The organism is Halospina sp. K52047b (assembly GCF_008709855.1).
GTDB classification, from domain to species: Bacteria; Pseudomonadota; Gammaproteobacteria; order Pseudomonadales; family Oleiphilaceae; genus Halospina; species Halospina utahensis_B.
This window is the reverse complement of the sequence record NZ_VYJH01000004.1, coordinates 196,198-216,757: the sequence shown is the minus strand read 5'-3', so window position 1 is coordinate 216,757 and position 20,560 is coordinate 196,198. Positions and strand designations below refer to the sequence as shown.

24 protein-coding genes are annotated in these 20,560 nt (G+C 62.3%); 12 read left to right on the top strand and 12 right to left on the bottom strand.

Translation table 11 applies throughout. From position 1 onward, the window contains the following. Positions 1-226 precede the first annotated feature (226 nt). Positions 227-1,024 carry a nucleoside phosphorylase gene (locus F3089_RS07725; protein ID WP_151440240.1) on the top strand — a complete coding sequence of 266 codons (798 nt, stop codon included), beginning with the start codon at positions 227-229 and terminating at the stop codon, positions 1,022-1,024. Positions 1,025-1,083: 59 nt separating this feature from the next. On the opposite strand, the gene F3089_RS07720 is transcribed toward F3089_RS07725, so the two are convergent. After that, on the bottom strand, positions 1,084-3,234 hold the full coding sequence (locus tag F3089_RS07720) for a dihydrolipoyl dehydrogenase family protein (RefSeq protein ID WP_151440238.1): 2,151 nt from the start codon (positions 3,232-3,234) through the stop codon (positions 1,084-1,086). Between the two features lie 452 nt (positions 3,235-3,686). Then, a complete protein-coding gene (locus tag F3089_RS07715) occupies positions 3,687-4,304 on the bottom strand; it encodes a TetR/AcrR family transcriptional regulator (RefSeq protein WP_151440236.1) in 618 nt (205 codons plus the stop codon). A gap of 125 nt (positions 4,305-4,429) precedes the next feature. Here F3089_RS07715 and F3089_RS07710 point away from each other — a divergent pair, with 125 nt between their 5' ends. From F3089_RS07710 to F3089_RS07690, 5 genes are all read left to right on the top strand, one after another. Beyond that, positions 4,430-4,981, top strand: a complete 552-nt coding sequence (locus F3089_RS07710) for a carboxymuconolactone decarboxylase family protein (RefSeq protein ID WP_151440234.1) — start codon at positions 4,430-4,432, stop codon at positions 4,979-4,981. A gap of 23 nt (positions 4,982-5,004) precedes the next feature. Then, on the top strand, positions 5,005-5,688 hold the full coding sequence (locus F3089_RS07705; protein WP_151440233.1) for a haloacid dehalogenase type II: 684 nt from the start codon (positions 5,005-5,007) through the stop codon (positions 5,686-5,688). A 74-nt stretch (positions 5,689-5,762) separates the two neighbouring features. Further along, on the top strand, positions 5,763-6,389 hold the full coding sequence (locus F3089_RS07700) for an RNA polymerase sigma factor (protein ID WP_225741708.1): 627 nt from the start codon (positions 5,763-5,765) through the stop codon (positions 6,387-6,389). Continuing rightward, positions 6,383-7,222 (top strand): peroxidase-related enzyme, encoded by an 840-nt coding sequence (locus F3089_RS07695; RefSeq protein WP_151440231.1) that lies wholly within the window; start codon positions 6,383-6,385, stop codon positions 7,220-7,222. The genes F3089_RS07700 and F3089_RS07695 overlap by 7 nt, the downstream gene beginning before the upstream one ends. Before the next feature lie 126 nt (positions 7,223-7,348). Then, complete coding sequence (locus F3089_RS07690) at positions 7,349-7,609, top strand: anti-sigma factor family protein (protein WP_151440229.1); 261 nt, start codon at positions 7,349-7,351, stop codon at positions 7,607-7,609. A gap of 36 nt (positions 7,610-7,645) precedes the next feature. Here the strand turns inward: F3089_RS07690 and F3089_RS07685 are convergent, their stop codons facing one another. Further along, positions 7,646-8,425, bottom strand: a complete 780-nt coding sequence (locus tag F3089_RS07685; protein ID WP_151440227.1) for a DUF547 domain-containing protein — start codon at positions 8,423-8,425, stop codon at positions 7,646-7,648. 215 nt (positions 8,426-8,640) lie between these two features. Here F3089_RS07685 and F3089_RS07680 point away from each other — a divergent pair, with 215 nt between their 5' ends. After that, positions 8,641-9,369, top strand: a complete 729-nt coding sequence (locus F3089_RS07680) for a substrate-binding periplasmic protein (RefSeq protein WP_192497299.1) — start codon at positions 8,641-8,643, stop codon at positions 9,367-9,369. Here F3089_RS07680 and F3089_RS07675 read toward each other — a convergent pair. Together F3089_RS07675 and F3089_RS07670 are read right to left on the bottom strand one after the other, a co-directional pair. Next, positions 9,359-9,895, bottom strand: coding sequence for a macro domain-containing protein (locus tag F3089_RS07675; RefSeq protein WP_151440225.1), 537 nt, complete (start codon positions 9,893-9,895; stop codon positions 9,359-9,361). The genes F3089_RS07680 and F3089_RS07675 overlap by 11 nt on opposite strands. 76 nt (positions 9,896-9,971) lie before the next feature. Continuing rightward, complete coding sequence (locus F3089_RS07670; protein ID WP_151440224.1) at positions 9,972-10,178, bottom strand: DUF2905 domain-containing protein; 207 nt, start codon at positions 10,176-10,178, stop codon at positions 9,972-9,974. A 79-nt stretch (positions 10,179-10,257) separates the two neighbouring features. Here F3089_RS07670 and bluB point away from each other — a divergent pair, with 79 nt between their 5' ends. Continuing rightward, entirely contained in the window at positions 10,258-10,920 is a 663-nt protein-coding gene (bluB, locus tag F3089_RS07665) for a 5,6-dimethylbenzimidazole synthase (protein ID WP_151440223.1), read from the top strand. Next, positions 10,917-11,816 carry a haloalkane dehalogenase gene (locus tag F3089_RS07660; protein WP_151440222.1) on the top strand — a complete coding sequence of 300 codons (900 nt, stop codon included), beginning with the start codon at positions 10,917-10,919 and terminating at the stop codon, positions 11,814-11,816. The genes bluB and F3089_RS07660 overlap by 4 nt, the downstream gene beginning before the upstream one ends. Here F3089_RS07660 and F3089_RS07655 read toward each other — a convergent pair. The 4 genes from F3089_RS07655 to F3089_RS07640 all read right to left on the bottom strand — a co-directional run bounded on the left by F3089_RS07655 (position 11,813) and on the right by F3089_RS07640 (position 14,564). Then, entirely contained in the window at positions 11,813-12,259 is a 447-nt protein-coding gene (locus F3089_RS07655) for a thioesterase domain-containing protein (RefSeq protein WP_095616062.1), read from the bottom strand. The two genes, F3089_RS07660 and F3089_RS07655, sit on opposite strands and share 4 nt — an antisense overlap. Positions 12,260-12,370: 111 nt before the next feature. After that, positions 12,371-12,805 (bottom strand): acyl-CoA thioesterase, encoded by a 435-nt coding sequence (locus tag F3089_RS07650; RefSeq protein WP_151440221.1) that lies wholly within the window; start codon positions 12,803-12,805, stop codon positions 12,371-12,373. Then, the gene (locus F3089_RS07645; RefSeq protein ID WP_151440220.1) at positions 12,805-13,941 is read right to left on the bottom strand and encodes an iron-containing alcohol dehydrogenase; all 1,137 of its coding nucleotides are present in this window, start codon (positions 13,939-13,941) and stop codon (positions 12,805-12,807) included. The genes F3089_RS07650 and F3089_RS07645 overlap by 1 nt, the downstream gene beginning before the upstream one ends. Beyond that, entirely contained in the window at positions 13,941-14,564 is a 624-nt protein-coding gene (locus F3089_RS07640) for a YbhB/YbcL family Raf kinase inhibitor-like protein (RefSeq protein WP_151440219.1), read from the bottom strand. Before F3089_RS07640 ends, F3089_RS07645 begins: the two co-directional genes overlap by 1 nt. A gap of 174 nt (positions 14,565-14,738) precedes the next feature. Between F3089_RS07640 and F3089_RS07635 the strand changes: the two genes are divergently transcribed. From F3089_RS07635 to F3089_RS07625, 3 genes are read left to right on the top strand one after another with little or no spacing between them, the layout of a single operon-like run. Next, on the top strand, positions 14,739-15,845 hold the full coding sequence (locus F3089_RS07635; RefSeq protein ID WP_192497298.1) for a GGDEF domain-containing protein: 1,107 nt from the start codon (positions 14,739-14,741) through the stop codon (positions 15,843-15,845). Positions 15,846-15,878: 33 nt separating this feature from the next. Then, positions 15,879-16,736 carry a motility protein A gene (locus F3089_RS07630; RefSeq protein WP_151440217.1) on the top strand — a complete coding sequence of 286 codons (858 nt, stop codon included), beginning with the start codon at positions 15,879-15,881 and terminating at the stop codon, positions 16,734-16,736. Further along, on the top strand, positions 16,733-17,377 hold the full coding sequence (locus tag F3089_RS07625; RefSeq protein WP_151440216.1) for an OmpA/MotB family protein: 645 nt from the start codon (positions 16,733-16,735) through the stop codon (positions 17,375-17,377). Before F3089_RS07630 ends, F3089_RS07625 begins: the two co-directional genes overlap by 4 nt. Here F3089_RS07625 and F3089_RS07620 read toward each other — a convergent pair. The 3 genes from F3089_RS07620 to F3089_RS07610 are packed head-to-tail and all read right to left on the bottom strand — an operon-like array spanning position 17,363 to position 20,540. Beyond that, complete coding sequence (locus tag F3089_RS07620; protein WP_151440215.1) at positions 17,363-18,340, bottom strand: CobW family GTP-binding protein; 978 nt, start codon at positions 18,338-18,340, stop codon at positions 17,363-17,365. The two genes, F3089_RS07625 and F3089_RS07620, sit on opposite strands and share 15 nt — an antisense overlap. Then, positions 18,337-18,801: a cupin domain-containing protein gene (locus F3089_RS07615; protein ID WP_160898158.1), complete on the bottom strand. Its 465-nt coding sequence runs from the start codon at positions 18,799-18,801 to the stop codon at positions 18,337-18,339. Before F3089_RS07615 ends, F3089_RS07620 begins: the two co-directional genes overlap by 4 nt. After that, positions 18,801-20,540, bottom strand: coding sequence for a potassium/proton antiporter (locus F3089_RS07610; RefSeq protein WP_151440213.1), 1,740 nt, complete (start codon positions 20,538-20,540; stop codon positions 18,801-18,803). Before F3089_RS07610 ends, F3089_RS07615 begins: the two co-directional genes overlap by 1 nt. Positions 20,541-20,560: the final 20 nt, after the last annotated feature.

The following is a 20,560-nucleotide window of genomic DNA, read 5'->3' as shown; positions in this document are numbered from 1 at the left end:
TCAACGGCTTCGACCTGTCCGATGCCAGCGTCCCCGCCGACGACGTATTCCGTGGCGGACCGCCCCGGGATGGCATACCGGCGCTCACCAACCCCCATTATGTAAAGGCCGCTGAGGCCACTTTTCTCGAGAGCGGAGACCGGATCCTGGGGGCCAGGCGATCGACTATACTTGTTCCGGCAGGTCCAGCAAGTCGTCACGGGTACAGGCCGAAACAAAGGTGATTATGACAGAGTCCACCCAATTGCCGCCGATTCTTCGCGATAAGCATTGGCACGAGCCCTCCGCTTTCACGCCGGAAAGCCTCCTGCGGGAAGCGCGCCGCCAGAAACAGGCATCGACCTCACCAGTGCCGGAGGTATGCATTCTCGATCCGGACGGCGACATTGTGCGTAGCAAACGCGCCGAAGGGCTGACGCGGCGCCACACGGACTGGGTCTGTTATCACACCGAACTCGACGTGATCTCGCTGGGGGACCGGGAAGTGGGCATCGTGGGATGTGCCGTAGGGTCCGCTTTCGCGGTGCTGGTGGCGGAGGAACTCTTCGCCTGTGGCTGCCGGCTTCTACTGAGCCTCACCTCGGCAGGCCAGCTTACGCCGGTCCAGAAACCACCCTATTTCATCCTGATCGACCGTGCGCTTCGGGATGAGGGAACGAGTTATCATTACTGCCCGCCATCGGATTACAGTCATGCACCGGCCGGCCTTGTAGCTGCGTTCGAACAGGGCTCGGGTGAGCTCCCGGCCCCAGTGATAGCAGGCGCAAGCTGGACCACGGATGCCCCCTTCCGTGAAACCGAAACTGCGATTGAAAAACACCGGGAGGAAGGTCTGCTGGCTGTGGAGATGGAGGCAGCGGCGCTGTATGCCTTTGCTGAGGCGCGCGGGTGTTCGGTCCTTTGCTTCGCGCATGTGACCAACCAGATGGGCCAGGAAGGTGATTTTGAGAAAGGGGACGGAAACGGCGTGAACGATGCACTAGAGCTTATCGAACGGGCCGCCCAGCGGCTTCTTCCCCTTTAACCGCAGCCGCCCGGAAGCTCGCCTTCCAGGCGGCCATCATGCATCCAGGCTGGGGGGATTCAGCTTTTCAGACGCCGACGGTGATACCGCCCCAGCCACTGGATGACTTTCTGTGGCGCGTGGGCCTTCTTCCATTCACCCGCCGCAAACTTCACGCTCTCATTCCAGGTCGGATAGGGGTGGATGGTGCCCAGGATCTTGTTCAGGCCAATCCCGTGTTTCATCGCCAGGATGAACTCGGTCAGCAGTTCACCCCCGTGTTCACCGGCCACGGTTGCGCCCAGGATCCTGTCCTTGCCGCGCCGCGTGATGACCTTGATGAAGCCGTGGTCCTCGCTCTCGGCGATGGCCCGGTCCAGGTCGTCCAGACCGTAGGTGGTGACCTCGTAGTCAATGCCCTGCTCACGGGCCTCAGTTTCATTGAGACCAACCCGGCCGACTTCCGGCGAGGTGAAGGTCACCCAGGGGGTGACCGAGTAATCCACGCTGAAGCGCTTGAACTGGCCGAACAGGGCGTTCACCGCCGCGTGCCAGGCCTGGTGCGCGGCCATGTGGGTGAACTGGTAGGGCCCGGCCACGTCGCCACAGGCGAAGATGTTGGGGAAGACCACGCTCAGGTCATCGTTGGTGGGCAAGGTGCCCTGGGGCCCTGGCTCAATACCCAGGCTCTCCAGACCCAGTCCTTCGGTATTGCCTTTACGGCCCACGGCCACCAGAACCCGGTCGAAGGGGATGCGCACGGTGTCACCCGCATGCTCGCAGTAGACAACCCGCTCACCATCCTCAACCGCAAACCGGCTCGCCCTGTGGTCCAGACGAACATCCACACCTTCATCACGGAAACGCTTCAGCACCAGTTCCGATACATCGGCATCTTCCCGCGGCAGAAGTCGATCGCCCATTTCAATCTGGATGACCTGGGTGCCCAGACGCGAGAAGGCCTGACTCAATTCTGACCCGATGGGGCCGCCTCCGAGCACCACAAGCCGCCCAGGCTGATCCTCCAGTTCCCAGAGATTCTCAGAGGTCAGCGGCGCTACGTCCTCGATACCGGGAATCGGCGGCACGAACGGCTTGCCGCCGGTGGCAATGACCACGGATTTCGCCGTGATCCGGCGCTTGGCGCCATCCTCGTCCACCTCCACTTCCCAGGGGCTGACGAATCGCGCCGAGCCCTGGATGCAGTCCACGCCCAGACTGGTAAAGCGCTCCACCGAATCATGGGGCTCAATGGTTTTGATGACGTTATGGATGCGCTTCATCACATTGGCGAAGGGTACGTTCGGCTCCGCGGCCGTCAGCCCGTAGCGGTCCGCCTCACGCATGTTCTGGGCAACCTTGGCAGAGCGGATCAGCGCCTTGGAGGGCACGCAGCCGGTATTCAGGCAATCACCCCCCATCTTGCCGCGCTCGATGAGTGCCACCCTGGCGTTGACGGTGGCGCCGATGTAGGCGGAGACCAGGCCGGCGCTGCCGCCACCGATCACGACCATGTTGTAGTCAAAGCGCTCGGGCTTGTCATAATGCGCATAGAGCCGCTTCTTCTGGATGCGGCCCACCACGAACTTGGCGATGAGTGGGAAAACCCCCAGCAGCACAAAGGACAGCAGCAGCTCCGGCGAAACGATGTCTCCCATGCGCTCGATCTGCGCGAGCTGGGTGCCGGCATTCACGAAAACCGCGGTGCCCGGCAGCATGGCGAGCTGGCTGACCCAGTAGAAGGTCCAGGTCTTCATACCGGTCAGACCCAACACAATGTTGATCACGAAGAATGGAAAGACCGGAATCAGACGCAGGGTGGCGAGGTAGAAGGCGCCGTCGCGCTGGATGCCATCGTCAATCTTCTTCAGGTAGCTCGCATACCGCTCCCTGAGCGTGTCCCGGAACAGGAACCGTGCCACCAGAAAGGCCAGCGTGGCCCCGACCGTGGAGGCGAAGGAGATCACCAGCAGCCCCCAGCCGAAGCCGAAAAGGGCGCCGCCGGCGAGCGTCATGACAGCGGCGCCCGGGAGGGACAGTGCCGTGACAGCCACATAGACAACGAACAGCAGTGCCAGGCTGAGCAACAGATTGGCTTCAATCAACTCGCTAAGTTGCTCCTGTTGCGCCTTGAGGACCGACAGTTCAAGGAAACGGCCCAGGTCAAAAAGGAAGAAGGCCCCCACCAGCAACGCGATGACGCCTAAAACAATCTTTTTACTGTTGCTCATTCCGAAATCCTTATGGTTATGAATGGCTCGCTTCCGTTGAGACGTCACCCGACGGCTTACGTTACAGCGGTCGCTTCGGTTTGGACACCCAGGCTGCTTTTTGCCACGAATGCCAGCAAAGACTGACAGTCATTCGGCGTTGCCGATCCAGGGCATAGCACGGTGGTCAAAACCAGCCTGGACTGATGGTTTGACGATGTCGAAGTAAGGGGAGGCGTCAAAATCACGTGGCACGAACAGTGAATGATGACGGATTCGGTAGTACTCGCGCAGACACCCCTTGCAGTTTGGGTCGTCATCCTGGCCTTCAGAGCGGGTAGGTAATATTGGATAACGGATGTACTGGAACGCTTGGGCGATGAAAGTGGAGCAGATCGGCTTCGATCAACACATGCAGCTCACCATCACGGGATACCGGTAGCCCTGCGTCCGGCCCGAGATAAAGGGCCGCGTTACACCTCGCGGCCGGAACTGCTCCGGAGCAACGTCACCATGTCTTCGGCAAGCTGTTCAACTGACTCCGCATCCACTTCACGGTGGGCGAAGGTTCTCAGTGCCATGATCTGTGCTTGCCAGAGCCGTGCCAGACGCGCGCAGTCGCTCCCCCGGGGCAGCTCACCCTGGTCCAGAGCATGTTCAAGCAGGGCGGTCAGATCGCTTTCGATCCGATCAAAAAGCTGGTTAACGGTATGACTTAACCCCGGCGTATCCGTTGTCACCTCGAGCAGCGTCTTCACCATCATGCAGGCGGAAACCGGTGCAGACCGCGCCCCCGTGCGGCCTGTCGCTTCCGCTGCAAGGCGACGGAGGTAGGCGGACAAGCCATCCAGAACCCGTTCATGAGCCTCCAACACTTCCTCCATACCCTGAACGAGCTGCTGGTAATAGGTCATCAGTGCCGCCTCGAACAACTGCTCCTTGCTCCCAAAGGCGGCATAGATGCTGCCTGGGCGCATATCCAACGTGGCTTCGAGATCCTTGAGCGAGCAGGCGTGATACCCCTTTTCCCAGAACAGATGGGCGGCCCGCTCCAGCGATATGGCGTAATCGTGTCGCGCAGTGCGTGGCATAACGGAAGGCTTCTTGAGTGTTCACTCAATTATAACTTGAGTGATTGCTCAAAACCAGTTATCGTTCTCCTGTTCTTGAGTGATTACTCAAGCTTACACACAGTCATTACAATGCAGGAGGCTCCATGACCGCTTTCCAGCTTCACGACACCCAGAGCGCACCCTCGGATGCCAAACCCATTCTTGAAGGCTCGCAGAAATCCATGGGCATGATCCCGAACCTGCATGCAGTACTCGCCGAAGCGCCGCAGACGCTCAAGGCCTACGGTACACTGCACGAGCTGTTCACCAACACCAGCCTCAATAACGATGAGATCACCGTGGTCTGGCAGACCATCAACGTTGAGCACGAGTGCACCTATTGCGTGCCGGCCCATACCGCCATTGCCAAGCAGATGGGTGTGTCGGATGACATCTCCCAGGCACTGCGTGATGAAACGCCTCTTCCGGATGAAAAACTGGAAGCACTGAGGACATTCACAAAGCAGGTCATCGCCAAACGCGGTAATGTCGAAAAGACGGACCTGGACGCGTTCTTCAAGGCGGGCTATGGCCAGCAGCAGGTGCTGGAAGTCATCCTCGGGCTCGCGCAGAAGACCATCAGTAACTACGTCAATCACATCGCGGAAACCCCGCTGGATGAGCCGTTCCAGACGTTGGCCTGGAAGCGTTCGTAAACAGCACTGAAGGAGGGCCCCGAATGGCACCCGTACTGGCGTTCGACGTATACGGTACCCTGGTTGATCCATCCGGGATGGTGGACCACCTGCGTCACTTCACCGGTGATGATGCAGACGCCATCTCTGCGCTCTGGCGCCAGAAGCAGGTGGAGTACGCCTTCCGTCGGGGCCTGATGCGACAGTACGCGGATTTCGGGACCTGCACCCGGCAGGCGCTGGAATTCGCGTTCCGCTCAAAAGGGCATACGCTGGACACTTGGACCGGCGATGCCCTGCTGCAGGCCTACCAGAGTCTGCCGGCGTTCAGCGACGCGGTCCACGCCCTGGCAGCTTTGAAACCGCACTACCGCCTGTTCGCCTTTTCCAATGGAACGCCCGATGCAGTGGAGCGGGTGCTCCGGAACGCGGGGGTTCGCGATCACCTTGAGGGCGTCGTCAGTGTGCACGAGCTGGGCACGTTCAAGCCTGACCCGGCCGTGTACAGTCACGCACGCGAGGCCACCGCTGCCGGCTCTGACCCACTCTGGCTGGTCTCCGGTAACCCCTGGGATGTCATCGGCGCGCGTTCGGCCGGCCTCGGTGCAGCCTGGGTCCAGCGCGATCCGGCCACCGTTTTCGATCCCTGGGATATTGAGCCAAGCCTGACGGTGCAGAACCTGGAGGAGCTTGCCGAAAAACTGCCAAGAGACGCCAACCACACGTAACCGGATCGGGCCCGGCATCTGGTTTTGCTCATGCACCGGCGGGCCGTTATGATCCACAATCATGGTAAGTCGCAATGAGCGAAGACATGGAGCAGGCAGCGACGGAAGAACAGCAGTTGGTTGGCCGTCTTCGCCAGCGCGACGCCAGTGCCTACCACGAGGCCGTCCAGCGCTTTTCCGGTTCCATGCTGGCAACGGCGCGCAGCATGCTCGATCCGGCCACGGCGGAGGATGTCGTGCAGGAAACCTGGGTGGCGGTGATTGATGCCATTGATGGCTTCGAGGGGCGCTCGGCGCTCAAGACCTGGCTCTGTACCATCACGGCAAACCGCGCACGCAACAGGCTGCGAAAGAGTAACCGGGAAACACTGACGGATTTCCAGTCCCCGCTGGATCCATCGCTGGAGCGGCGATTCAATGAGGGTGGCAGCTGGGCCCAACCCACACGGCCCTGGGGGTCGGAATCCGCCGATGAGCTGCTGTCCAACGAAGCCCTCAAGGAATGCCTCGATAAGCACTTCGAAGCCCTGCCCGAAACCCAGCGTTCAGTACTGATGATGCGTGAGATCCAGCAGATGGAGGCAGACGATGTCTGCCGGATACTGGGGCTCAGCTCCGCCAACCTCAGGGTCAGCCTGCATCGGGCGCGGCAGAAACTCTTTACCATGATTGAAGGCTTCCGGGAGACGGGGGAATGCTGAAGTGCCACGAAATATCCGCACTGGCGAGTGACTGGCTGGACGGGGAGCTCACTACCGGCCAGAAGATGAAGGTGCGCCTCCACCTGATGATGTGTCGGCATTGCCGAAACCTGGTGGATGGCCTCGCGACAACCCAACGCATTCTGGTTCAGCGGGTCGAATCCGAGGCCGCGATCCCCGACCAATTTCTCCAGCGCACTACGAGCGCTCTGGACGCTCGCCTTTCGGAAAGTGCATCACAGGGACCACCCAACGGCAATATTGCCGTTTCCGACGCGGCCGGCAATGACCCGACTTTCCACCCACTTCAGGAAACGTCCGACGACAAAGTCCTGGCCATTTTCGATGAAATCCGCCAGAAAGAGGGCTACGTGCCCAACCTTTTCAGGGCCTATGCCCATAACCCGGATCTCCTCGAACAGGCCTGGAGCCGGGTGAAGTCGCTGATGTATAACGGCCAGCTGTCGCCGCGGCTGAAAAATGCGATCGCTACCATCGTTTCCCAGGATAATGGCTGTGACTACTGCGTAGCCCACCACAAACGAATGCTGAAGACTCTCGGTGTCGAACCAGGCGACCTATCAACCTTCATGGCGACATCGGAGCCTGTTTTCCTGGGGCCGATGGACGCCGCCCTACTGCAATTCGCCCGTGAGGCGAACCGCAACCCCCATGGCATGCCGCCGGACCTTATCGCCAATGCCCGGGCGGCTGGTGCCAGTGATTACGCCATCATGGAAGCAATCGGCGTGATGGAGCTCTACAGCTCCTTCAACCGCATGCTCGACTCCCTGAACGTGCCGCTGGAACCGGAGATGGCCAGCGAACTCTGAGCCCCGATGCCCCTGTAACAACACTGCCTCCAGCGTGTCTCCTGCCCATCGGACCAGAGTGGTGGGTGCGGGCATCCACCATGCGGCCTGAAACGGAGGTCAAGTGCCAAAAGGCGGGGACAATCTATGGTGAAATGTCGCGACATCACGCTGGTCGCCAGCGACTACGTCGACGGCCGACTCCGCTGGGGCAAGCGGCTGGCCGTGGTTGCGCACCTGATCATGTGTCCCCATTGCCGACGCTTCATGGCCAACTTCCGCGCCGTTGTTACCGTTATACGCGGTCATTGTCCACCACAACCTGACACCCGGCAGATTGAAACGTTTAAGCGGACGGTGGACGAGGCACTCGAGAAACCTGACGCTCGGGACCTGAATGATGATTGAACGGTAAACGTCACCCTGGGACCAATAAAGCGCAGGTTACCGGAACTCGGGGAAGTTCCCGGGACGGTTCAACGACCAGTCATAGTCGATGTATTCGATGGAATCCGTCTGCTCAACCTTCTCCACGATCGCCTCATCCGCCCACTGGCTGATAAAGCCACGGACTGAACCGCCCTCATCGACAAAATCCTGCTCGTACCACTTGAACAGCTCCGTAAGGTGAAGGGTGTCGCCTTCCACCCGGAGATGGCGGTCGGTATTGAACGCCAGACGGGTGTTTTCGGTCATCAGCTCATCGATGTTGTCGCTGGTGTAGATGCTTTCCCGCAGTGGCGGGCAGGCGACCGAGGCGCAATTCACGGTGAAATGAACGCGTGCCTCTTTCCACCCTTTTTCCTCGAACTCCGCCCCCAACAGGATGCCCTTCTCGATCTCGTTCAGGCTGTAATCCCTTCCGTCGATCTCAAACATCTGGCGCTCAAACACATTATCCGTGAAGGGATTGTAGCGGCCGCCGTAATCCCATACGGAGCTGACCAGCTCGCCCTCACCACGTTCGGTCAGGATCTGCTGAATCATGAAGAAGTTATAGGCGTTGTTCCAGAACGCCAGCGCCTGCTCCCGGGTATCCAGGGTCGACACATCAAACGCCGCCAATTGCTCTGACTGGTCATCCAGCAGCCCCTCCGTCTGGTCATCGGCCAGTGCCGCTTCGTAGTCGAACGCGGAAACGAGCCCCCCATTGGCGGTGCGTTTCTCCTGCAGATGGCTGTTCAGCAGTGTCTGATAGTCGTTGGGCACGCTGTTGGTCGCCATCAACCAGTGGGAAGCATTGCTCGGCCAAGCCCAACTCTCCCTCCCCACGGTATTTCTAACCTTCCTGGTTCCCTACCTGGTATCCACCTACACATCCGTTTCGAAGGATCTCCAGCGGACAGAGGAGACACCCGTTCACAAAAGCCAGTCGCACGGCTGAAAGTAAGGCACTATCCTGCCCCGAAACAGTCACCTAAAGGATGGATGTGCCTTTGTTGAGCGTAAACCGCATTCTGCCTGTCATCATTGCGTGGACGATGCTCGTGATCGCTCCTGCATGGGGTGAGGAAGGACGGCGTACGGTTCTGAAGGGCGCCTATATCGAATTCCCGCCTCTGACGTACACCGACGGGCAGGGAAAACCAGCAGGCCCCTACATGGAGGCAACCAACCGCCTCGCGCGCAAAGCCGGTTACAGGATCGAATGGCGAAGCCTTCCCATTGACCGGATCTACCTCTATCTGCGCGAAGGGAAGCTGGACCTATGGCTGGGGTCGCAGGGTGTGCCCGCGCTCTCGAAGTGGACACTGGAGCCGGACTTCTCGTTCCGCGATATACGCCTGCACGCCTATCACCTTGAGGAGACCGGGCCAGTATCCGATGTTACGGACCTGAAGGGCAGCCACCTGATCCAGATCCGGGGGTACACCTACATGAACCAGCTTGACCCCGCGACGGAAGCCGAAGCAACGCAGGTCGACCAGGCCTCAACACACCGGGCAGCCCTGCGTATGCTGAAGGCGGAACGCGGAGACTACCTGCTGGATTTTGAGGCGCCGGTCACCCAGACGCTGGAGAAACTCTCGTTTCCGGAGATTACACATAGCCCCATCACCTCCTGGGGCACGACACTGGTCTTCTCACGGAAGACTGAGGACGCCCGGCGCATCATCCGGGATTTCGAAGGCGCCTGGACCGAGGAGACCCATTCCCTCAGGCATTGAGGACGGACTCGAACACCTCTTCGTGCAGAATGCGATCCTCCTCACTGAACAGCACCCAGCGCAGACGGCGGACGGACTGCAGGCTGCCCGAGCGGGCCAGAATCGTGCGCGACGCCACCTCCGCGGCCTGTTCCATGGGAAAGCCGAAAGCCCCCGTGGAAATCGCCGGGAAAGCAACGGACTCCAGCCCGGCATCCTCAGCCAGCTCAAGTGCCCGCTGATAGCAGCTGGCAAGCAGGGTTGAAGCGGGGTCGTCCACCCCGTGAACCGGACCCAGGCAATGGATGATGTACCGGTTGGGCAGGTTCGGGGCAGACGTCATCACAGCCTCGCCCGTATTGATGGGCGCCAGGGGACGGGTCTCCTCATCCAGCTCCGAGCCTGCTGCCCGATGGATGGCTCCTGCAACACCGCCGCCCATACGCAGTTCCGCGTTGGCCGCGTTCACGATCGCATCCATATCCGACTGATCGGTGATGTCGCCCTGAACCACCTCCACCTCAATACCGTTCGCCTGGAATCCCATCGGGTCTAACCTCTTTCAATCCACTGTCGTTTCATTATTGGAGCGCTCCGCAGGGTGCGTAAAGAGCCACCGGCCGCTAGCGGGAGAAGAGGTTCAGAACGAGGGTCAGTATCACGCTGACAAGGATCATCGAGGTCAGGGGGACGAACACGCGTGTCTGGCCGCTCTCGTAGCGGATGTCACCGGGCAGCCGGCCAAACCAGTTGAGCAGCCAGGGCATGGTGTGAAGCACCACCCCGATCACCACCAGAATGAGGCCGGCCAGTATGAACCAGCGCGCCATGGCGAACCTCCGGAGGATTCACTGAAAGAAAGCGCCTTCTGGGTTATCCTGCGGCTTTTACCGACAGCGTTCAATGCCCATGGAACCGCAACACGCCTTCAGTGACCAGGAGCGCAGGGCGCTCTATCGATGCATCGCCGAGCGCCGCGATATGCGCCATTTCCTGCCGGATCCGGTCCCGGAAGAGGTGCTGATGCGGGTTCTCCAGGCCGCCCATAGGGCGCCCAGCGTCGGGCTTATGCAGCCCTGGCACTTCATCCGCGTAACGGAACCGCAGTTGCGCGAGCGCATCTATGAAATGGTGAACACCGAGCGGGAGCGTACAGCGGAGGCCCTGGGTGAGCGGGGCAACGAGTTCATGAAACTGAAGGTGGAGGGCATCCGCGACTGCGGGGAACTGCTGGTGGTGACCCTGCGGGATGGCCGCGAAAGGCACATCTTCGGCCGCCGCACACTGCCGGAGATGGATCTGGCGTCCGCCTCCTGCGCCATCCAGAACCTGTGGCTGGCCGCCCGCGCGGAAGGCCTGGGCATGGGCTGGGTATCATTGTTCGATCCCCGGGCGCTGGCCGAACTCCTGTCCATTCCGGAGGAAGGTCACCCCATGGCCATCCTCTGCCTCGGGCATGTGGAGGCGTTCTACGAACGCCCGATGCTGGAGATCGAAGGTTGGACCGAAGGGCTCTCCCTGGAGCACTTTCTCTCCGAAAACCAATACCGCGCTGCCGAGGAGGACTCATGAGCAAGGACATACTGCGCACCCCGGAATCCCGCTTCGAGCGCCTGCTCGATTACCCGTTCGAACCCCATTACCGGGATGTGGACGGACTCCGGATGCACTACCTCGACGAGGGCCCAGCGGATGCGGACCCGGTGCTCATGCTCCACGGCGAACCGAGCTGGTCCTACCTGTACCGGCACATGATCCCGGTCTGCGCCGCTGCCGGCCACCGGGTCATCGCCCCGGACCTGATCGGCTTCGGCAAATCCGACAAACCTGCCCGCATCGAGGACTACAGCTACCAGTCCCACATGGATTGGCTGGGTAACCTGATCGAACAGCTGGATCTCAAGCGCATCACCCTGGTCTGCCAGGACTGGGGCTCGCTCCTTGGCCTGCGTTACGCGGCCGAGAACCCGGAACGCTTCCGCGCCATCGTGGTGGGTAACGGCATGCTGCCAACCGGTGACCAGGCGATGCCCAGGGCGTTCCAGCTCTGGAAGACCTTCGCGCTCTATTCGCCGGTGTTCCCGCCCGCGCGCATCGTGGATGTGGGCAGCTTCCGACGGCTCAGCCGCGACGAACGCCGGGCCTACGAGGCGCCGTTCCCCTCGCGCCACTACAAGGCGGGGGCCCGCGCGTTCCCGGCCCTGGTACCGGCATCGCCCAACGATCCGGCAACGGAAGCCAACCGCCGGGCCTGGGAGGTTCTCAGCCAGTGGGACAAACCCTTCCTTACCACCTTCAGCAATGGTGACCCTATTACCAAAGGTGGCGACCGCTACATGCAGGAGCGTGTTCCGGGCGCCCAGGGGCAGCCCCACGTCACCCTCAAGGGCGGGCACTTCCTGCAGGAGGACTCGCCCGTTCCGTTCGCGCGCGCCATCAACGAGCTGCTCGCGCGCATGAACGGCTAACCCTGGGTCAGGGCCACGAACTCACCCGTGAGGTGGCCCGCCGGCTCACCGGCGAACGTCAGGATTGATTCCACACGGATGCGGGCCCGGCCCCGGCGTTCCAGGGTCTTACGGAAACGCTCCCAGCGCTCCGGGTCCGCCAGCCGCGCCTCGGCGGTGAAGGCGCCGTGGATGGGCCTTTCATAGTCCATGGCGTTGCGCTGGATCACCAGCTGCGCTTCCAGGCCCGCGTCGCGCACCCGCAGGTGCAGCAGTGACCAGGCGGACAGGATGGCCACGGCCGAGGCGCTGCCCCCGAAGACCGTGGCGCGGTGGTTGATATTCGGCTCCAGGGGCGCTTCAACCCTAACCGACTCCGGCGAGGCGGCGTTTACGGACACGCCCATGGCTTCGGAAATGGGGATATGCTTGTGCAGGTACTGCTGCAATTCGGATGGGGACATGGGTCACTCCAGCATGTCAGTCATAGCGTCAACCTGAACCGCAAGGATACCGCTCCACGCAGGTCACAGGAATGGGGGGAATCCGGGGGTCAGGGAAGCCCCCGAGGCGCATCATGCACCGAGCCGCTCAATGGCCTCCCTCAGCGGCCCCGGAATGCGCGTGGGTTCATCCGTGGCGCGGTTGACGAACACATGCACAAACCGACCCTGGGCCAGGGGGCGGCTATCGTGGCCGCCGAAAACACCAATGCCCCAGGTCACGGAACTGTTGCCCAGCCGCTCCACGCGCAGGCCCACCTCCACCGGCTCGGGGTAGGCCACCGAGCGGTAATACTCACACCCGGAACTCACCACATACGCGATCACGGGTCCGTTGTAGATGTCCAGGCCACCATCCTCGATGAGGAACCGGTTAACCGCTGTGTCAAACCACGCGTAGTAGGTCACGTTGTTCACATGCCCATAGAGGTCATTGTCGTGCCAGCGGGTGGTGATCGTCTGGAAGGCATCGAAGGCACCGCGTGGCAGCGGCTCGTCTCCGGCCATCAGAAGGCCTCCCCGTAGATCGCCAGGGCATCCGCCTCGGTGACATCACGCGGGTTGTTCACCAGCAGCCGCTGCTGCTTCATGGCATCGGCGGCCAGGGTCGGCAGAAAATCCTCGCTGATGCTCATCTCCCGCAGTGTGCGCGGCAGTTCGACCGCCTCAATCAACGCGGTCATGCGGCTGACCAGATCCCCATCGCCACCATTGCGCACCAGCGGTGCCAGCTCCTCATACAGAGCGCCCGCCACGGGCTGGTTGAAGCGCAGGACCTGGGGCAGGACCAGGGAGTTGCTGAGACCATGGGGAATGTGGAAGTGGCCCCCAAGCGGGTAGGCCAGTGCATGCACAGCGGCCACCGGCGCATTGGCGAATGCCTGGCCGGCCTGCATGGCGCCCAGCAGCATGCCTGCCCGGGCGTCACGGTTTTCGCCGTTGTGCACGGCTTCCACGATGTTGCTGGAAAGCTGCGCCAGCGCTTCCCGCGCCAGGGCATCCGAGACCGGGTTCCTTCGATGGGCGCTGGTGTAGGCCTCGATGGCGTGCACCATGGCGTCGATGCCCGTGGCGGCCGTTACCTGCGGCGGCAGCCCCAGCGTCAGGTCCGGGTCCAGCAGCGCCAGGTCCGGCAGCAGCAGGGGCGACACAATGCCGGACTTGGTGGTCTCACCAGTGGTGATGATGGCAATGGGCGTCACTTCGGACCCCGTGCCCGCGGTGGTGGGCACCTGGATCAGGGGCAGTCGGCGACCGCTTGCCATGCCCACGCCATAGAGCTCCTCCAGCGACTGATCACAGCCATCCGAGGCCAGCAGGGCCACGACCTTGGCCACGTCCATCGAGCTGCCGCCACCGAAGCCCACCACCAGGTCCGCGCCGCAGTCCCGTGCGCGCTCAGCGGCCGCCCGCACGGTGGTGTCTGGCGGGTCCGCTTCCACCCCGCTGAACCAGTCCACCGCCAGCCCTTCGTCGACAAGCCCGGCCTGCGCCTCATTCAGAAGCCCCGCCTTGATGATGCCGGGGTCCGTCACGATGAACACCGAGCGGGCCCCACGCTCACGACAGTACGCGGCAAGGCTGGCGGCGCCCCCGCTCGCCATGGCGATCGAGGGCGTGGTGTTGAAGGTGAAGTCACGCATCAGCGCAGATCCGGGTTCAGGGTATAGGTGGCCGTTACCGACGCCTGATCCAGAATATGCCCCTCCATCGCCTTCTCCACATCGGGACCGCGGAACTCATCCCCCAGGTCCAGGTGCTCCACATCAAGCGCGAACACGGTGAAGATGTAGTGGTGCACGATCTCGTCGTTCCAGGGCGGGCAGGGTCCGTCATAGCCGGCATAGGTACCAGCAAGCTCCGGGTCGCCAGCGAGGAAGTCCGTGTAATCATTGATGCCACGCTTACCCAGGGCATCCTTCGAAGGGGATTTGCCCTTGGGCACCACCCCGTTGGACTCCTTGCCTTCCTCGATGCGGGCCACCGTCGGCGGTACATCCACGAGCAGCCAGTGGTAGAAGTCCACGCGCGGAATCTTCTTCGAAACGGTCTTGCCTTCCTGGTTCACATCGCCGGCCTCACTGGGCACATCCGGGTCCTTGATCATGACCACGAAACTGCGTGTGCCCTCGGGTACCCCCGACCAGGTGACTTCGGGGTTGAGATTGCGCCCCAGGGCCATGTGGTTGTCCGGGTCATACACGCCGAACGCAAAGTGCTCCGGAACGGGCTGGCCCTCGTTGATGTCCTTGACTTGGATGTCCATGCACACCTCCTCTGACGGGATGGATTACTGATGCCATTGAGCCTTGCCTGGGCCCGCCAGTGCAACCCCCACCATGGTCGTAACGCGCTCCCCGGCGCACACGACCCAGTGCAAACGCCGTCGTGTGCACTACACTTCCATGGCAGTCAGCAGCTCGCGCGAAAGATACCCGTAATGGCCGAAGCCACGCCCCCAACAGCACCGGATCCCGCCTCGGAATCCACCGAGACCCGTTCCGACATCGTGCACCTGGTACGGATACTGTCTGTGGCCGCGGCCCTGGCCCTGTTCTTCTTCACCTGGCGCAATACCTACGTGACCGCTGACCCACGCTGGTTCGGGACCGTGATGGCCGCCTTCGGCGGCATCCTGATCGCCAACCTTCTTCTGCATCTGTTGACCGAGAACCTGGCCCAGCTGCGCTGGGGTTTCATCGCCACCATCACGGCCGTACTCATCTTTGTGGCCCTCTCAGGCGTGGAGCAGGGCAGCGGCGTCATGTGGCTCTATGTCTATCCGCCCGTGGTGTTCTACATCTCGAGCCCCCGATTCGGGGTGATCAGCTGCGTGGCGGGCTGGCTGACGCTGGTGGTGGCGCTGACACCGCTCGGGCGGCTTATTTTCAGTGTGGCCGAGTACCCGTTGCCGTTCCGGCTCGTGCTGGCCACGTCGCTCGCCTTTGTGATGGTGTTCAGCTACCTGCTGGACCGGGCCCGGCGCCAGCATGCCGAGCGCCTGCGCCAGATGGCCGAAATCTTCGAACACGCCGCCACCCATGATGCCCTGACCAATCTCGCCAACCGGCGGGAGGGCACGGACCGGCTGGCCCGGGAGTTCGCGCGCTTCCAGCGCAACGACACCCCGTTCAGCGTTATCCTGGCCGACATTGACCATTTCAAGACCATCAACGACACCCTGGGCCACGGTGTCGGGGATCAGGTGATCCAGACCATCGCCACGCGGCTCACTTCGGGCTGCCGGAAAATGGATTCGGTCATCCGCTGGGGCGGCGAGGAATTCCTGGTGGTCCTGCCCGGCACCGCCGAATCCGAGGCCATCACCACCGCCCAGCGCATCCGCCAGCAGATCGTCGAGCAACCGGTGACCGCCGACGGGCGCCCGCTCGAGGTAACCTGCAGCTTCGGGGTGGCGGAGATACGCCCCTCCGATGCCATCCAGACGCTGCTCCAGCGTGCCGATGAACGCCTCTACCATGCCAAGACCACGGGCAGGAACCGGATCATCAGCCGGCGCTTTGGTTATGGGTCAGGTGGCCGTTAACGACATGCACACGGAATCCAACAGGGACCATTCATGAACCCCTCCACTCTCATTGGCATTCTCGGCGGGCTCGGTCTTTTCGCCACCATTTTCCTGAATGCCGTCTCCGACCCCTCCCTGTTCATCAACCTGCCGGGGCTGGGCATCGTGATTGGCGGCACGCTGGCCGCAACCTTCATCAGCTACCCCATCCGCGAAGTGCTGAGCATCTTCCGGCTCATCGGCACGGTTCTGCGCAACGAGCGCCTGTATACGGAGGACGACATCGAGGAACTGATGCGCATCACGCGGCTCTTCCAGACCGGTCAGATGCCGGCCGTGGAAAAGGAGCTCCAGAACGTGAACAACCCCTTCCTGCGGACCGGCATCCAGCTGGCGGTGGACCTGACCCCGGAAGAGGACGTCCTCGACCTGATGCAGTGGCGGATCGCACGGCTCCAGGCCAAGGAGCATGCGGAAGCGCAGCTGTTCCGTGTCATGGCGGGGTTCGCCCCCGCCTTCGGGATGATCGGCACACTGGTGGGGCTGATCAACATGATGTTCCAGCTGGGAAGTGGCGATATGGAGCTGATCGGCCAGAGCCTGGCCGTGGCGCTGATGACCACCTTCTACGGCATCCTGCTGGCCAACCTGGTGCTCAAGCCGATTGCGGTGAAGCTTGAACGGCGCACCGAACAGCGCATGATCGTGATGCACATGGTCATGCAGGGGGTCTCCATGATGTTCCGCAAGCGCCGCCCGACCCTGATGCGCGAAACCCTGAACTCCTTTGTGGCCGACCACATTAACGAGATCCGCGACGGAAACGGGAGTTCGTCGCACCAGGGCCTGTTCTCGAAACTGAAAGACCGCCTCCGGAAACATGATGACGAAGGGGATCCGGACGCATGAGCGAGGACACCACACCGCCCCGGACGCCGCCCCATAAGGCCATAGAGCTCAGGGACAGCACGGAGGAGGAGAGTTGGCTGCTGGTCTATCTGGACGTCATGACGCTGCTGGTGGTCATGTTCGTGGTCATGCTTACCTTTGCCGGTGACGGAGATCCCGAGACCGCGGCTGATACCACGGAACCAGCCCCCGAAGTGCAAGGGCCCTCCCCCCATCCGGCGGACTGGCCCGAGGGCAGCCTGGGCGACGACATCGAGACCAGCCGCAGCGACGAAGGGCTCCGCCTGCGCATAAGCAGCGGTCTGCTGTTTGAATCAGGCCAGGCCGAGCTCTCACACAAGGGACTCGATACACTCGCGGAGCTGGTACCGACACTGGAGCAGTCCTCCCATCCCATTGTGGTCACGGGCCACACGGACGATGTACCGATCACAACGGACCGTTACCCCTCCAACTGGGAGCTGTCGTCGGCACGGGCGGCGCAGGTTGTGCGTTTCTTTCAGAAAGAGGGGATCAGTCCGGAACGCATGACGGCCGTGGGCAAGGCCCACATCGAGCCCAGGGCCAGCAATGAGACCGCCGAGGGCCGTGCACGCAATCGCCGTGTGGAGCTGCTTGTGAGGCTATCACCCGCCGACTAGGGCCGCACTCAGGCGCTGATCCAGGTCCTCCGCGTCCGGAGACTCATCCATGATGATTTCCAGCCGGTTCTGCCGGGCCGGATCAACGCCCGCCTCGCTCAGAGCATCACCAGCTCTGTTGAGCGCCACCCAGCCCTGATCCGTGCGCATCACACCCTTGATGCGGCGCCAGTCGTCGCCGTGGCAGAAGGCCGCAAGCTTCCGGTGATCAAAACAGTAATCCGGGCTGATTCGCCAACCGCAGCTGTAGTGATCATCGCCACTGTTAAGGTACTGCTGCCATGGCTGCGCGGAAAGCGGCGGCGCTTCGGCGGGCACCGCGCCGTGATGGTGCTCGTGGGCGTGCGGATCCCCCGCCTTACGGTCGCTGTGAGCCCGGGAGAGCCAATCCAGTTCCAGGCGGCCATGGTCTGTCTCGGTCACCAGCGCCTTGGGCGGCTCAAACCCGGCAGCCCATTCATGGAAACGAGCCCGATCCGCGTCGCTGCAAAGGTCGGTCTTGTTGGCCACCAGCACATCGGCAACCGCCGCCTGGTCCTGGAAGTGGACATTGCTGAGCACCCGCTCCTCGGCCAGGCGCCGCGGATCCACAAGACAGAGCACGGAGGCCAGGTGGAGCACCCCCTGGTAACCGCTCCCGGTCAGGGTTTCGATCACCTGGCTCGGGTGCCCCAGGCCGGTGGGCTCGATCAGAAGCCGGTCCGGTTTCTCGCGCCGGATCAGCTCGTTCAGGGCCACCTGCATGGGCAGACCGGCCACGCAGCACATGCAGCCGCCAGGCACCTCGCGCACCGCGACCCCTCCGGATTCCATCAGGGCGCCGTCCACGCCCACTTCCCCGAACTCATTGACCAGAACGGCCCAGCGCTCGCCTTCAGGGCGCCGCTGCATCAGATCCATGATGGCGGTGCTCTTGCCCACCCCCAGGAACCCCAGAATCAGGTGTGCGGGAATACTGCTCATCGCGTCAGCCTTCGTATCAGCCGTTCATCCTCGGGGAACGCTGCCATCAGTGTCTCCGGCTCACCCCACTCGAAATCCTCGAAGTCAAAACCCGGGCTCACGGTACAGCTGACCAGCACATAGCTGGTCTCTGGCGCGGGCTCGGCGGCGAACCAGGTATTGGGCTCAATGGTCAGGGTCAGTTCCGACTGGCTGCCGAGTTTATGGGTGGCGATGCCGCTGTCATCGGCGCAGTGGACCAGCACCGGACCGCCCGCATGCCAGTGCCAGAGCTCATGGCTGCGCAGCCGGTGCCAGGCGCTGTACTGGCCTTTTTCCAGCAGGTAGTGGATGGCCGTCATGGTAGGGCGACTGCCATGCTCGGTGCGCACATTGATCGGGCTGGCAAAAAAGCGCCGATACCAGCCGCCTTCCGGATGGGGCGCCAGCCCCAGTTCCTGTTTCCAGTGTTCTGCGTCCATCATGACTCCGTGATTTGCGCGTTGGTGCTGCGACTGTGCAGATTCAGGCCGACCCGGGTCACCGCATCGCCGGAAACCGCCTTGACCACCAGTTTGATTGGCCCCATGCGCAGCTTGTCACCCACCACCGGATGCCCGTGCGCCCGGCGGAAGCACTCCGACAGTGTGTCGCCGGGATCATAGCCGGAGATGTCGATGCCATAGAAGAGTTCCACGTCCCCGACCGTGGCATCGCCGTTGAGAACGAACTCGCCGAAGAACTGGCGATCCTCCAGTGGACTGGTCCGTGGATGGGTATCAAAGAGTTTGCTCATTTCGTCCAGCTGCCCCGGTGAGGCCATAACCGCCACCAGATCCCCCTCCGCGAGTTCCGTTTCCACGCCCGGGTGAAACAGTTCTGAGTCACGGAAGACGCCAGCGCAGATCACATGCCGGGGCAAATTCAGTTCACTGAACGGCAGCGGTTCCCGCCACCGCTCGCCGGTCAGCTCAAAGACCATCAGCTCATGGTCGCCGGAGCCGGGCAGATCCAGTGGCAGCCGGCGCCGCGGCTCCTGGCCCGAGGGCACCTCGAGACGCAGGCGATGGGCCAGGGGCGCCAGGGTTGTGCCCTGGACCAGCAGTGACACCAGAACCACGCAGAACGCCACGTTGAACAGCAGGTGCGCATGCTCGATGCCGGCCATGACCGGGAACAGTGCCAGAACAATAGGCACCGCGCCACGCAGCCCGACCCAGCTGATGAACACTTTCTCCCGCGCATGGAAGCCGAAGGGCCAGAGTGTTGCCAGCACGGCTATGGGCCTGGCCAGCAGGATCAGCACCGCGGCAACGACCAGCCCTGGAATCAGCAGGTCCACCAGTTCGGACGGCGTGACCAGCAGCCCGAGAATCAGGAACAGTGCCATCTGGGCCAGCCACGCGAGCCCGTCGTGCATCTGCAGCACTGCCGGCAGCATACGGATCCGCCGATTGCCCAGCACCACGCCACTGAGATAGATCGCCAGGAACCCGCTCCCGCCCAGACTGTTGATGCCGGCAAACACCACCAGGCCACCGGAGGCCACCAGCAACGGGTAGAAGGCCGGTACCAGCTGTACCCGGTTGATCAGAGCAGCCAGCAGCCGCCCTCCCAGCAGGCCACCCGCCACGCCCAGCCCGAACTGCTGGACGAGAAGCCAGAGACTTTCGAGCAGCGGTGTCTGACCGCTGCTCTGGATGAACGACAGCAGCACCAGGGTCAGGAAGATGGCCATGGGGTCGTTGCTGCCGGATTCGATCTCCAGGGTGGCACTGACGCGGTCATTCAGATGCAGACCACGCCCCTGGAGCAGGGAGAATACGGCGGCCGCGTCCGTCGAGGATACAATCGCCCCCATCAGCAGCGCCACGGCCAGCGGCAGGTCGAACAGCCAGAATGCAGCCAACCCTGTCAGTCCGGCGGTGATCGCCACCCCCACGGTGGCCAGGCTGAGCGCCGGTTTCAGCCCTACCCGGAAGCTCTCGCGCCGCGTTCTCAGGCCACCGTCGAGCAGTATGATAGCCAGGGCCAGGTTGCCTACCAGAAAACCGGTTCCGAAATCATTGAACGGCAGCCCCCCCGGTCCGTCTTCTCCGGCAAGCATGCCGATGGCCAGAAACAGCAGCAGCACCGGCATGCCGATCCGGCTCGACAGCGGACTGAGCAGGATACTCAGGCTGAGCAGCAGGCCAATGAACAGAAGAAGGTCGGTGGTCAATCGGTCCTCCCCGGACTGTT